Genomic DNA, 13,428 nt, shown 5'->3' on the forward strand with positions numbered 1-13,428 from the left:
TGCTGGTATTCGACCCAGAAATCGCGCCCACAACGCTGACCGGTCGGCTACCTCGGCGCGTCGAGCGCCTTGAGCACGCGTTCGACGCTGGAGCGGATGCCCCAGCGGTCGGCCAGGGCGTCGAGAGTCTCGGGGTCGTACGGCTCGCGCGGCAGGGTGTCGTCGAACGTCCCCACCGGAGCGTCGGCCGCGACCTGCACGACGGCGGGAGCCACCGCGAGGTAGTCGGCGGCCTCGGCGAGCTTCGCCCGCTGGGTCGGTGTGACGCCCTTGTCCCCGGCCGTCGCGGCCTCGAGCAGGCGCTCCAGCGAGCCGTACCTCTGGAGCAGCTTGGCCGCCGTCTTCTCCCCGATGCCGCGCACCCCCGCAAGCCCGTCCGACGGGTCGCCCCGCAGCACCGCCATCTCGGCGTAGGCGGCTCCCGTCGGCACCCCGTACTTCTCGGCGAGCAGCGCCTGGTCCACGACGTCCGGGTCCCGCACGCCGCGGGCCGGGTAGAGGATCGCCACCCCGGCGGCGTCGTCCACGAGCTGGAACAGGTCGCGATCGCCGGTGACGACAGCGATCCGCGGGCCGGCCGACCGCGGTCCAGGACCGCCGTCGTCGCCACGTGGTGCCGTACCTGTCGCGGCGAGCTCGCGGGCCACCAGCGTCCCGATGACGTCGTCCGCCTCGAAGCCCGGCGCCCCGACGCGGGCGATGCCGAGCGCGGCCAGGACGTCGACGATGACGGGCACCTGCGGCACGAGGTCGTCCGGCACCTCCTCGACGTCCGGTCCGTCGTCGCGTCGCTCGGCCACCCGGTGCTCCTTGTAGGAACCGATCGCGTCGACGCGGAACGCGGGCCGCCAGTCGTCGTCCCAGCAGGCGACGAGGCGGTCGGGGCGGTGCTCGGTGACGAGGAACGCGATCATGTCGAGCAGGCCGCGCACCGCGTTGACCGGTCGGCCGTCGGGTGAGCGCAGGGAGCCGGGCAGGCCGAAGTAGGCGCGGAAGTAGAGGCTCGCGGTGTCGAGGAGCAGCAGGCGCATGGGGTCAGCCTCTCAGGCGGCACCGTCACGGGCGGGAGCGGTACTACCTCGCGGGCTCGGTGGGGAGGTGGTCGGGGAGCCCGAACCGGGGGAACCACGTCGACGTGTCGAGGAACGTGGTGATGCCGGTGATGTGGCCGACGCCGTCGTCCTCCAGGACCACGAGACCCCACGGCTCCCACCCGCCGTCGGGGGACGCGCGGTACTGCCCGAACGCCATCGAGCCGTTCGCCCGTACCCGCAGGCAGCGGGAGCCGCGGCACTCGCGGCCCGGTCCCAGCATCCAACGGGCGATCTCCCGCGGACCGGACACCCACAACGTGTACGGCGGCATGTTGAGCACGGCGTCCTCGCGCAGCAGGGCGACGAGGGCGTCCATGTCGTAGCGCTCGAACGCGTCGAGGTAGCGCTCCAGCAGCTCGTCGTCGACCGTGCCCCAGCGGGCCTGGTCGCGTTCCAGCGCCTTCGTGCCCAGCGTGGCGCGTGCCCGCTGCAGCGCGGAGTTCACCGAGGCCACGGTGGTGTCGAGCAGGGTCGCCGTCTCCGCCGCCGACCAGCGCAGCACCTCGCGCAGCACCAGCACCGCCCGCTGGCGGGGCGGGAGGTGCTGCAGGGCGGCGACGAACGCGAGCCGGACCGACTCGCGCCCGACGGCCATCTGCGCCGGGTCGCCCTCACGCGGCAGGACGGCGTCGTCGGGCACGGGCTCGACCCACCGCTCCTCGGGGAGCGTGTCGCCGAAGTTCTCGATCTCGGCCGGCTGCGGGCCGCCGAGCCCCATCGGCCGTTCACGCCGCTTGGTCGCGCCGAGGGCGTCGAAGCACACGTTGGTCGCGATCCGGTAGAGCCAGGACCGCAACGACGACCGCCCCTCGAAGCGGTCGTAGGCGCGCCAGGCGCGCAGCATCGTCTCCTGGACGGCGTCGTCCGCGTCGCCGGCCCCGCCGAGCATCCGGTAGCAGTAGCCCGTGAGCTCCCGCCGGTGCTCCTCGAGGCGCGCTCCGACGTCGGGCGTGCCGCCGACGTCCGTCACCGTCTGTGTCATGTTTCACACGGTAGATCGAGGCTCCGACACCCGCGAGGGGCGCGCACCGAACGGCTAGGTCCGACGACGGCGCGCCTCGTCCCGCGTCCAGGGCAGCACCCGCTCCACGAGCGGCACCGAGCTGGTGGCCGGCGAGGACCGCCGCACCACCGGCACGTTGCCGCTCAGCGGGCGGGCCGTGCGGTCGATCTCGAACCACACGGTCTTGCCGGCGCCGACGGCGGCGTGCCGCCCGACGACGTCGCCCTCCTGGTGCTGCTGGACGCCCCACCGGGACGCGAGCCGCTCCAGGAACTGCACCCCTCGCCCGGAGAGGTCCTGCGGCTCCGGCGCGCGCAGGACGGGCGGGCGCGTGCAGCCGTCGCGCACACCCACCCGCAGCCGGCGGTCGTCGACCTCGACGGTCGCCACGATCGGGCCCCGTCCGTGCTCCAGCGCGTTGGTGAGGATCTCGCTGGCCAGCAGCATCGCCGTGCGCCGCTGCTCGGCGTCCACGTCGCACGACTCGAGCACGTCGTCGACCCACCGCCGGGCGGGGCCGAGGTCGCTGAGGATCTCGGCGACCTTGCGCTCGGCGGTGGCGGGTCCGTCCTCGCCGGGCGGTCCGGACGGTGCGGGGACGCGGGCGCGGGCCGCCAGCACCGCGACGTCGTCACGCTGGGCGCGGCCCACGAGCCGCCGGACCAACGCCCGCGGGAGCGCCGCCGTCGCCTCGCCGTGCACGTCGGCGAGCGCCTCGCGCAGGTCGTGCATGCGGTCGGTGATCATGACGCCGCGGCGTTCGACGAGCCCGTCGGTGTACAGCAGGAGCGTGTCCCCGGGCAGGAGCCGTGTGACGTGGTCGAGCCGCTCCGTGCTCGGGTCGACGCCGAGCAGCATGTCGGTGCGGGCGTCGAGCTGCTCGACCGTCCCGTCACGGCGCAGCACCAGCGGGTGCGGGTGGCCGGCGTCGGACCAGGTGAGGGTGTACCCGCGTTCGGGGGTGCCGTCCGGCCCCGTGTCGCCCTGCGGGTGCTCGTCGTGGTCGAGCCGCACGACGATGGCGGTCGCCAGCGCGTGCGGCCCCAGGATGGCGTTCGCCTGGTCGAGGCGGGTGAGCAGCGCCGCCGGGGACTCGTCGTGGCTCCAGGCGAGCGCGCGCAGCATCGACCGGAGCTGGCCCATCTGGGCGGCGGCGCTCACGTCGTGCCCGGTGACGTCGCCGATGGTCAGCACCGCGGTGCGGTCGTCCCGCACGACGGCGTCGTACCAGTCGCCGCCCACCTGGTCGGTGCGGGCGGCGGGCGCGTACGTCGTGGCGATGTCCAGGTGGGCGACCTCGGGCGCGTCGGAGAGCAGCGACTCCTGCAGCGTCGTCGCGACCCGCCGTCGGGCCTCCAGCAGCGCGACGCGCTCGAGGGACATCGCGACGTACCGGCTGAGCGTGGTCTCCAGCGCGGCGGTCCCGGCGTCGTGCTCGCGCGCCTCCTCCCACACGCAGACGACGACGCCGATGACGTCGTCGTCCGCGACGACCGGCAGGAACGACCGGGCACCGGTGGTCATCAGGCCGACGTCGACCATGGCGGGGTAGGCCTCGCCCATCTCCTGCTGGTCGCGGTAGAAGAGGGTCCGGCGCTCGCGCACGACGGCGGTGTCCGGCCGGGCCGCGTCGAGGCGGGTCGAGCGCATGGTGTCGGGGAACCCGGGCTCCTGGTGGCCGACCGTCACGTAGCGCAGGTGCCGGCGGTCGGCGTCGACGAGGGCGAGCGAGCACCAGCGCGCACCCATGCCCGTCCCCACCACCTGGGCGATGGTCTCCTCGACCTCCTCCAGCGTGGTCACGCCGGCGAACTGCTCCGAGAGGCCGAGCAGGAACTGTGCACGCTGGTGGGCACGGAACGCGACCTGCTCGGCGCGCCGGGCACGTTCGCGCTCCGCCCGGAGCCGCAGCTCGCCCGAGCACGACGCCGCCAGGTCACCGAGGGTGGCGAGGTCGTCGGAGGTCCAGTGCCGCACCTCGGTGTCCAGGGCCCAGAGGGCGCCGACGATCCTGCCGCGGCCGTCCTCGACGGGGAAGCCGGCGACCGCGCGCGTGCCCATCTCCCGCGAGATGTACCGGTGGGCGAAGCGGTCGTCGGCCCGGATGTCGTCCACGACGAGCGGTGCCCTGGCGGCGACGACGAGGGCGGTCGCGGGGTCGGCGACGTTGATGGTCCGGTCGCGCTGCAGCGCCGGCGGCATCCCGACCGCACCCGGCAGCACCTGCATGCCGTCCGAGAGGACGACGAAGACGGCTGCGGGCACGCCGAGGTTCCGGTGGACGAGCCGCACGATGCGGTCGAACACCTCGTCGGCGATGGACTCGTCCGGTGCGCCACGGAGCAGCGAACCCAGGACCTTGGCCTCGGGCACGGACCCAGTATGGCGTGTGTCGGCGCTTTCTCGTGCTATCGCGGGACCTCGCCGGGTCGTGGCCGCCCAAGTCGTCCCGGCTACCCGTTGCGACCTACGTCACACCGCGCGCACACTGGGAGCAGGAACCGATACGGGGGTGGACTCGTGGTGGGAACCGCTGGAACGTTCGACGCCTTGCCCATGCTGGGCCGTGGCAAGCACCGCAACCCGAAGAAGGGCGCGTGCTTCATGGAGCTCGCGTCGTTCCTCGCCGGGGAGCGCTGGAGCGACCATCCGCAGTGCACGCATCCGCTCCTGGCGATGCTGGCACGAGCGGTGAACGACCTGACCTCGGACCAGGCACGGCCGCGGCTGTCGGCCATGATCCCGTCGGTCATCGGCCTGACGAGCGACGACCCGCACTGGGACGTGCGCATCGCGCTGCGATCCGCTCGGACGGCGCTGCCAGTGGCTCCCGCCGACCGTCAGCAGACCCTGGCCGTGGCGATCTTCGGTGCCGAGCGCATGCTCGACACGCTGGACGGCCGGCTGGAGGGGACGCTGTCGCCCGAGAGCCTGGCCGCGCTGGCCAGCGCGCCGAAGACGGCCGAGTGGGCTCGCCGCTTCTGCGCGGGGACCCACGTCAAGCCGAAGCGGTTCGTGCGCGACGCCGCACCGTCGGTCGTGTCGACGGCGGTCCAGGGCATCAGCGAGGCGTACGTGCCCGACTCCGACGCGCGGCTGCGTGACCTCCTCCAGGCGACCATCGAGGACGCCCGGCGCTGGTCGGGTCTCGACGAGCGTTCGGAGGAGCTGCGGGCGGAGCAGTGGGTCGACGTCGTGCGGCCCGCCGAGGTCTGAGGGCCACGCGACCTCGGGACGTCTGGTAGACCGAGGGGGTGACCGCGAACCCCCTGGACCAGCTCTCCCTGACGGACCTGCGCCGTCGCACCTCGGTCAAGTGGCGCGCCTATCCCGACGACGTGCTGCCGCTCTTCGTCGCGGAGATGGACGTGCCGCAGCCGCCGTTCCTCGTCGAGGCGGTGCGGCGCGCCCTCGAGCTCGGTGACACCGGCTACGACGTCGGCACCGGCTACGCCAAAGCGCTCGCGCCGTTCGCCGACCGGCGCTGGGGCTGGACGCCCGACGAGCACACCAGCCGCACGCTGCCCGACGTCATGGTCGCCGTCGTCGAGATCCTGCGCGTGCTCACCGCACCGGGTGACGCCGTCGTGGTGACCCCGCCCGTCTACCAGCCGTTCTACGCGTACAGCCGCCACGAGGGACGCCAGGTCGTGGAGGCGCCGCTCGACGCCGCCGGTCGGCTCGACCTCGGCACGCTGGAGGCCGCGTTCAAGGCGGCCACCGGATACTCGGGGCACGACCCGTCGAACGGTCGACCCGGTTCGGGCCGCCGGGCGGTGCTGCTGCTGTGCAACCCGCACAACCCGACCGGCACCGTGCACACGCGCGCCGAGCTCGAGGCGGTGCTGACGCTCGCAGACCGGTACGGCGTCCGGGTCGTGGCCGACGAGATCCACGCACCCTTCACCTTCGCCGACCTGGTCGACGGCGCCGCACCCTTCACGCCGCTGCTCTCCGTCGCGGGGAGCGAGAGGGCGATCGCCGTGCACTCGGCGTCGAAGGCTTTCAACCTCGCGGGGCTGCGGGCCGCGACAGCGGTGGGCGGCACCGCGGCGGCGGACGACCTGCGGCGCATCCCCGAGATCGCCGGGCACGCCGTCAACCACCTCGCGGTGATCGCGCACGCCGCGGCGTACACCGACGGTGACGAATGGCTCGACGCGCTGCGGGCGGGGATCGTGCGCAACCGGGAGCTGGTGACGGGGCTGCTGGCCGAGCAGGCGCCGGCGGTGCAGGTCCGGCCGGCGGACGGCACCTACCTGATGTGGCTGGACGTGCGGGACGCGGTGCCCGAGGGCGCCGACCCGCACCACCACGTGCTGCGCACCGCGCGGGTGGCTCTCGGGGACGGCCGGCACTTCGGTTCCGGGGGCGAGGGCATGCTGCGGCTGAACCTGGCGGCGTCGGCTGAGACGCTCACCGAGGCCGTGAGCCGCCTCGCCCCCGCCCTCACCCCGAGGTAGTACGGCGAGGTAGTACCGGACCCGAGCGATCTACCTGCCCGTGCCGTGCCGGCCGAGCGCGGACATCAGCTTCGCCGCGCCGCCCCCGGAGTTCAGCGCGCCCTTCACCGACCGGTGGTTCGCCCCCCGCATCCGCGAGTTCTTCAAGCCCTTGAGCGACCGGACCTTCTCGTCGCGGGCCCGCATGTCGTTCGTGACGGTCCGCGTGCGCGACTCGTGCTGGTAGCGCTTGTCGGTGTTGCGGTACCGCAGGTACATGACGGCGTAGAACACGAAGCCGGCGGCGAAGAACAGCAGGCCGACGCTCGACCAGTCGCCGGAGTCGGTGGAGGCGAGGACCGTCACCTCGGCGAGGCGGGTCACAGGATCGCCCCCAGCGCGAGGATGATCGTGCCGACCACGATCCCGGCGACCTCGACCGCCGCGGACGTCAGGAGCAGGCGCGGATAGTTGATCGGCACGCTGCCCATCACGGAGCCGGTGCGGCCGTTGACCGCGACGTAGTGCACCATCGACCGGCCGTCCTTCTTCTCCTGGTGATAGCTGTAGAGCCAGACCGGCAGGTAGGCCGACACCCAGCGCTGACCTTTCACGGTGAGCTGCTCGTGGTCCCACCGCACGCCGCGGTCGTAGAAGCCGAGGGTGCTGTGGGCGGCGTGCCGGGCGACGTCCGTCGACTGCGCGTCCACGATCGGCGCCAGGTCGGCGACGTTGGTGTCGCGACGCTCCGAGGTGAACCCCGCGAGGTAGTTCGAGTCGTAGGTCACCGCGTTCTCGAGGTCGAACGGCCGGATCGCGTTGATGACGTTGTTCGAGGTGCTGGACCGCTGGTCGAGGCGCTCCCGCGACGAGACGACGGCGAGGTCGTGGATCTCGACGTCGAAGTCCCGGCCGACGTCGTACAGGTCGGCGTCGTAGCGCGTCTCGGAGCGGTCGTCGCTCACCTTCACGGAGTAGCGACGGGTCTGGTGCTCGCCCTGGCCGGTGAACGACGCGTGGGCGTTGACGTCCACGACCATGTACGGCAGGTAGGCGCCCAGCACGTTCTCCGGGTTGAACTCCTCACGGAACCGCGGGTGCGCGAAGAACCGCCGCTTGCGCACGAACTGTGCGATCTGCTCGACGGCGCGCTCCTTCGGCAGGCTGAAGGGCAGCACCATGTCCGGCACGGCGCCGTTGGGCACCTGCTCGTTCATCGACAGCTTGTTGCGGCACCAGTGGCAGCGCGCCTGGGTGCTGCTCGCTGTGTCGATGACGATCTCCGCACCGCACGCGCCGCACTTGAACGTCAGCACCACCTCGGCGGACGGCACGATGTCCGCCGAGCCGGAGCCCATGGTGACGCCCGTGAGCTGGTCGACGCCCTGGTCGAGGGCGAACGCCTCGTTCGCGTTGGGCGTCGACCACTCGTCCCGGCAGAAGCTGCAGCGCAGCATCCCCGAGCCGATGTTGAGGGCGATCTGGGTCGCCCCGCACCGTGGGCACTTGCTGAGCCCGGAGGCCGCGTCAGCGTCGGTCCGCAGGACCTGCGGGGTACCGTCCGCCTGCCGGTCGTCGCTCTCGTCCCGCCGCTCCGTCGCGGGTTCGGTCATGTCCGCCATCCGTCAGAGACCGAGCGCCTTCTTCTTGGCCGCGTCGTAGTCCTCCTGGGTGATGAGGCCTGCGTCGAGCATCTCCTTGAACTTGGTGAGCTGCGCCATCGGGTCCTCCGTGGGCGGCGCGGGGGGCGCCGGCGGAGCCTGCTGCGCGCTCGGCTGCTGGAAGCCCGGTTCGGTCGGCTGCTGGAGACCGCCCATGGCGCCTCCCGCGGCGTTCATGCCCATGCCGAGGAAGGCCATGCCGGCCGCCCCGCCGTCCGGGTTTTCCCCGGCGGCCTGGAACCCGCGGGCGGCGGCCTGCTGCATGAACGAGTTGCCCCGTGCGCCGCCCAGGGCGTCGGCCTTCTTGACGTCGGAGAGCAGCTTGCGCGTGTCCTCGTCGTACTCGATCGCCTGCAGCGCGACCTTGACGATGCTCAGCCCGCGGTCGGAGGTCCAGCTGTAGCCCTCCTCGACGGCGTGGCTCAGCGACTGCGCGAAGCCGACCGCGTCGCCCTGGATGCGCGCGATGCGGTTCCCCTTGCCGGGGTCGTTCGTGTAGTGCGAGAACGCCGCGGCCAACGATCCGACGAGCTCGTTGAAGAGCTGGCTGGCGGCGTCGTTGTCCAGGTCGCTGAAGTCGAAGACCTTGGCGTCGTGGCCCAGGTAGGTCAGCGGCACGAAGTTCTTGATGAGCAGGATCGGGTCCACGATCCGCAGCGTGTAGCTGCCACGGGTGATCGCTCCGACCTGGGCCCGCAGGTAGGCGTCGTCCCAGTAGATCTCGGACTGGGTGCCGAACCGGTTGTTCGGGATCTCCTTGAGGTTCACGTAGAACGCGAGCTGCTGCGACCCGGGCTGCCCGCCGAACTTGAAACGCTCCCACGAGGTCTTCACCGTCGAGGAGAGCAGGCCGTCCCCGGCGAACACCGAGGCGGAGTTCTGGTCCTCGGACGTGTAGACGTACCCGCCCGGCTCACCGACGAACCCGGTGAGGCCGCCGTCCTGGAACGTCACGAGCGCGTAGCCCTCGGGCACGACGATGCGCGAACCGTTGGTGATGATGTGCTCGGAGGCCTGGGTGTTGGATCCGCGCCCGGCGTTACGGCCCTGGGCGACGGCGGGGAAGATGGCCGCTGTCGGCGCCAGGCCGCGCGGCGGGACCAGGAAGTCCTTCCACTGGTCGGCGAACGTGCCGCCGAGAGCGCCGGCGAAGGCCTTGATGAATCCCATGCGTGTCCTCGATGTCGTTCCGCTGTCGTGCTCCGGCACTGGCCACCGACGACCGTATCGTCCCTCGGTCGCCCGGTGTTCGGACGCGCCGGAATCCGGGACATTTCACCCGGGACGTCACGACCCGCCCGTCGGCACGATCCCCCCCCGCACCGCCGTGCCGCGCTACTCTCCGTGCGTGCGCCGTCGGACATCGATCACCGTGACCGCCCTCCTGACTCCTGCCGTCGTGATCGCGCTGGTGGCCTGCACCGGCGCGGACCGACCTCCGGCGTCCGACGCGGCCGGCACGCTCGCCGCGGCGCTCGCCGGGCTCGACCTGACGGACGTGCCGCTCGCGACGGACACGTCGGCAGACCCGCAGGCGCACCTGCTCGAGGTGACGGAGCCGCTCGTCGAGGTCGCCGAGGCGGCCGGCGGCGAACCCGCCGTGACGGTCGCGGAGGTCACCGAGGTGGAGGAGTCCGACGACGCCCCGCCCGCTGCCGAGGTCACCCTGGCGTGGTCCTGGCCGCTCGACGGCGACCGGACCTGGGAGTACACGACCACGACCGAGCTGGCCTGGGTCGAGCCGCCCGAGGGATCCGAGGGACCGGGCGCCTGGGAGGCGCAGTGGGACACCGACCTCGTGGTGCCGGGACTGGGCGCGGGTGAGCGGATCGCGGTCGAGGAGGTGCCGGCCGAGCGCGGCGACATCCTGGACATCGACGGTGAGCCGCTCGTGACCGAGCGGGACGTCTGGCGCGTCGGCATCGACAAGACGCGCATCGGTGCGGGGCAGTGGAGCTCGCAGGCCCGCCGCCTGGGCGAGCTGATCTGGCGCGAGCCCGACGACTACGTGGCGCGGGTGGAGGCCGCGGGCGACAAGGCGTTCGTGGAGGCGATCACGGTCCGCCAGGAGGACCCCGGCATCGACTTCTCGGTGCAGGACGCCCGGGACATCGAGGGCGTCAACGTCGTCGAGGACACGATGGAGCTCGCGCCCACGTCGTCGTTCGCGCTGCCGATCCTCGGACGGTCGGGCGAGGCGACGGCCGAGATCGTCGAGGAGTCCGACGGCGCGATCGCCGCGGGCGACGTCGTCGGGCTGTCCGGGCTGCAGCGGGACTACGACGAGGAGCTCCGCGGGGCCGAGGGTCTGGTGGTGAGCGTCGTGCCGTCGGAGGGTGACGCCGAGGACGGCGAGGAGGCCCGCGAGCTCTTCCGGGTCGAGCCCACGGCGGGCGCCGACGTCGCAACCACGCTCGACCCCGACCTGCAGATGCTCGCGGAGAGCACCCTGAACGGCGTCGAGCCGGCCAGCGCGATCGTCGCGATCCGGCCCTCCACCGGTGACGTGCTCGCCGCGGCGAGCGGCCCGGGCAGCGAGGGGTGGTCGACGGCGACGCTGGGCCAGTACCCGCCGGGCTCCACGTTCAAGGTGGCCACGGCGCTCGCGCTGCTGCGCAACGGCACCTCCCCGGCGGACTCCGTGCGGTGCCCGGAGGAGATCACCGTGGACGGCCGCACCTACTCGAACGTGCCGGGCTACCCGTCGTCGGCCTCGGGCAAGGTCCCGTTCGCGACGGCGTTCGCGCACTCCTGCAACACGGCCTTCATCGGGTCGGCCGAGGAGGTCACGCAGGCCGATCTCGCGACCGCGGGCGCGGACCTGGGTCTCGGCACGTCGACGAGGTTCGACCAGGCGCCGGTGTTCACCGGTGCGGTGCCGGACGAGGCGTCGCAGACGGGGCACGCGGAGTCCGCCATCGGCCAGGGGGAGGTGCTGGCCTCGCCGCTGGGCATGGCGACCGTGGCGGCGAGCGTCGCCGCGGGGGAGCGGGTCGAGCCGAGGATCGTCCGGTCGGTGACGGGCGCCGACGGCACCGAGGTGGACACCGCCGGGGAGCCGACGGCGTCGGAGGAGGCCGCCGAGGAGACGTCCGAGGAGGAGGCGCCGGCGGGCGACGGGCTGACCGAGGCGGAGGCGGCCGACCTGCTCGAGCTCATGGGTGGCGTGGTCACGGACGGCAGCGCGTCGGTGCTGGCCGACATCGAGGACGTCGTGGGGGCCAAGACCGGTACGGCGCAGTACGGCGACGGGTCGCGCCAGCACGTGTGGATGCTGGCGGTCGCGGACGACCTCGCGGTGGCGGTGTTCGTGGAGGACGGCGAGTACGGGTCGACGACGGCGGGGCCGCTGATGGTGGAGTTCCTCGAGGGTCGCTGACCCGCACCCGCACGCACCCGGACCCGCGGGTCAGACGCCCGAGGGGCTCACGGCCGGTAGCCGGCGTCGACGCACATCCGCTCGACGACCTCGGTGGCCTCGACCACGTCCGCCGGGTCCGCCGACCCACCGTCGAGCGAGACGCCGAACGGCTTCTGGACGCTCTTCAGGAGCATGGCCGGCCCGGGCTCGGCATCGCTGATCTGGCCGCCCAGGCGGTCGTGGATGGTGGTGAGCTCCACGGTGTTCTCGGCGGTCGCCGGGTAGGCGACCTCCGAGCCCCACCGCTTGATGCGCTTGCTGATCGACAGCTTGCCGCCGACGTAGAAGCTGCGGCACGTGGTCAGAGGGTCGACGCTCTCGGGCCCCGCGGCGGCTTCCGCGGCGACCTCCGCGCTGGGGGAGTTCTCGGCGACCGGTCCGTCGGCGGCCAGCCCGGCGCACGAGGAGAGCAGCAGGGCGGCAGTGACGGCCGCGGCGGCGGCGGCGAGTGAGCGCATGGAGGGATTCGACTACGCGGGACCCCCGGCAGGCAACAATCGGTGCCCGACTGTGCCGAGGGTCACGTCGTGGCGAACCGCGCGCCACGTTCGACGACCTGCCCCGCGCCCCTCCCGCCGTCGGCCGCCGCGTCCCAGGTGTAGACCTCCGTGCCGGTCACGAAGACGTGCTCGGCGCGGGACGTCACGTCCAGGGGATCGCCGGACCAGACGACGACGTCGCCATCCAGGCCGGGGCGCAGCGACCCGACGCGCTCGTCCAGGCCGAGGAACGCCGCCGGGTTGACGGTGAGCGCCTCGAGCGCCACCTGCCGGTCGAGCCCCTCCTTGACGGCCAGCGAGGCCTGGTGCACCAGGAAGTTGATCGGAACCACCGGGTGGTCCGTGGTGATGGCGACCCGCACGCCGGCCTCCGCCAGCCGGGCGAGGCCGGCGATCGCCCGGTTGCGCAGCTCGACCTTGGTGCGCGTGGTGAACATCGGGCCGAAGATGACGGGGACGTCCCGCTCGGCCAGGACGTCGGCGACCGCGGCGCCGTCCGTGCCGTGATTGATGACCAGGCGGTAGCCGAACTCGTCGGCGAGCCGCAGGGCGGTCGCGATGTCGTCGGCACGGTGCACGTGCTGGTCCCAGACGAGCTCGCCGTCGAGCACGCGGGCCAGCGCCTCCTTCGCGAGGTCGCGGGCGAACGGTTCCCCCTTGGTCTCGGCGGCGGTGCGGGCGGCGGCATAGTGCTGCGCCGCGACGAAGGCCTGGCGGATGACGGCGGCGACCCCGAGCCGGGTGGACGGGAGCTTCTTCTGGTCGCCGTACACGCGCTTGGGGTTCTCGCCGAGGGCGGACTTCACCGAGACGGCCTCGGCGAGGAGCTGCTCGTCGACGGTGCGCCCGCCCCACGTCTTGATCGCGACGGTCTGCCCACCGATGGGGTTGCCGGAGCCGGGCTTGACGACCACGGACGTCACCCCGCCCCCGAGCGCGTCACGGAATCCCTCGTCCTCGATGTTGATCGCGTCGAGGGCACGCAGCGCGGCACCGTCGGGGTGGGTCATCTCGTTGGTGTCGTCGCCGGCCCAGCCCTCGGACTCCTCGTGCACGCCGAGGTGGCCGTGCGACTCGACGAACCCGGGCAGCACCCAGCGGCCGCCCACGTCGAGGGTGCGCACGCCGTCGGGCACGGTGACGTCCGCGCCGACGGCGGTGATGGTGCCGTCGGTGACGAGCACGGTGCCGCCGTCGACCGGGTCGCCGACCACCGGGACCACGTAGGCGTTGGTGAGGGCGACGGAGCTGCGGGTGGTGCCAAGGGAGCCGGGCCGTGTGGTGGAGGTCATCGCCCCATCCTGCCC

Annotated in this window: 11 protein-coding genes; 3 read left to right on the forward strand and 8 right to left on the reverse strand. The window is 72.9% G+C overall.

Translation table 11 applies throughout. The features are described from left to right. Window positions 1-47: 47 nt before the first annotated feature. From ACWAT2_RS13740 to ACWAT2_RS13750, 3 genes are read right to left on the reverse strand one after another with little or no spacing between them, the layout of a single operon-like run. Window positions 48-1,031 carry a 5'-3' exonuclease gene (locus ACWAT2_RS13740; protein ID WP_402376530.1) on the reverse strand — a complete coding sequence of 328 codons (984 nt, stop codon included), beginning with the start codon at window positions 1,029-1,031 and terminating at the stop codon, window positions 48-50. Window positions 1,032-1,074: 43 nt separating this feature from the next. Beyond that, complete coding sequence (locus ACWAT2_RS13745; RefSeq protein WP_402376527.1) at window positions 1,075-2,076, reverse strand: sigma-70 family RNA polymerase sigma factor; 1,002 nt, start codon at window positions 2,074-2,076, stop codon at window positions 1,075-1,077. 54 nt (window positions 2,077-2,130) lie between these two features. Beyond that, window positions 2,131-4,470, reverse strand: coding sequence for a SpoIIE family protein phosphatase (locus ACWAT2_RS13750; protein WP_402376524.1), 2,340 nt, complete (start codon window positions 4,468-4,470; stop codon window positions 2,131-2,133). Window positions 4,471-4,620: 150 nt separating this feature from the next. On the opposite strand from ACWAT2_RS13750, the gene ACWAT2_RS13755 reads away from it, so the two are divergent. Further along, window positions 4,621-5,313 (forward strand): hypothetical protein, encoded by a 693-nt coding sequence (locus tag ACWAT2_RS13755; RefSeq protein WP_402376522.1) that lies wholly within the window; start codon window positions 4,621-4,623, stop codon window positions 5,311-5,313. Between the two features lie 38 nt (window positions 5,314-5,351). Next, on the forward strand, window positions 5,352-6,560 hold the full coding sequence (locus tag ACWAT2_RS13760; protein WP_402376520.1) for a MalY/PatB family protein: 1,209 nt from the start codon (window positions 5,352-5,354) through the stop codon (window positions 6,558-6,560). A gap of 30 nt (window positions 6,561-6,590) precedes the next feature. Here ACWAT2_RS13760 and ACWAT2_RS13765 read toward each other — a convergent pair whose 3' ends face one another. Genes ACWAT2_RS13765 through ACWAT2_RS13775 form a run of 3 tightly spaced genes read right to left on the reverse strand, consistent with a single transcriptional unit; the run spans window position 6,591 to window position 9,370 of the window. Next, window positions 6,591-6,923, reverse strand: a complete 333-nt coding sequence (locus ACWAT2_RS13765; RefSeq protein WP_402376517.1) for a hypothetical protein — start codon at window positions 6,921-6,923, stop codon at window positions 6,591-6,593. Beyond that, window positions 6,920-8,152: a TFIIB-type zinc ribbon-containing protein gene (locus ACWAT2_RS13770; protein WP_402376515.1), complete on the reverse strand. Its 1,233-nt coding sequence runs from the start codon at window positions 8,150-8,152 to the stop codon at window positions 6,920-6,922. Before ACWAT2_RS13770 ends, ACWAT2_RS13765 begins: the two co-directional genes overlap by 4 nt. Before the next feature lie 12 nt (window positions 8,153-8,164). Then, window positions 8,165-9,370, reverse strand: coding sequence for an SHOCT domain-containing protein (locus ACWAT2_RS13775; protein ID WP_402376513.1), 1,206 nt, complete (start codon window positions 9,368-9,370; stop codon window positions 8,165-8,167). Window positions 9,371-9,548: 178 nt separating this feature from the next. Between ACWAT2_RS13775 and ACWAT2_RS13780 the strand changes: the two genes are divergently transcribed. After that, window positions 9,549-11,579 carry a penicillin-binding transpeptidase domain-containing protein gene (locus ACWAT2_RS13780; RefSeq protein ID WP_402376511.1) on the forward strand — a complete coding sequence of 677 codons (2,031 nt, stop codon included), beginning with the start codon at window positions 9,549-9,551 and terminating at the stop codon, window positions 11,577-11,579. Between the two features lie 47 nt (window positions 11,580-11,626). Here the strand turns inward: ACWAT2_RS13780 and ACWAT2_RS13785 are convergent, their stop codons facing one another. Together ACWAT2_RS13785 and ACWAT2_RS13790 are read right to left on the reverse strand one after the other, a co-directional pair. Further along, window positions 11,627-12,079, reverse strand: a complete 453-nt coding sequence (locus ACWAT2_RS13785) for a hypothetical protein (protein ID WP_402376508.1) — start codon at window positions 12,077-12,079, stop codon at window positions 11,627-11,629. A gap of 62 nt (window positions 12,080-12,141) precedes the next feature. Then, entirely contained in the window at window positions 12,142-13,413 is a 1,272-nt protein-coding gene (locus ACWAT2_RS13790) for an amidohydrolase (protein ID WP_402376507.1), read from the reverse strand. Between the last annotated feature and the right edge of the window lie 15 nt (window positions 13,414-13,428).

The organism is Isoptericola sp. GX10416 (genome assembly GCF_056590155.1).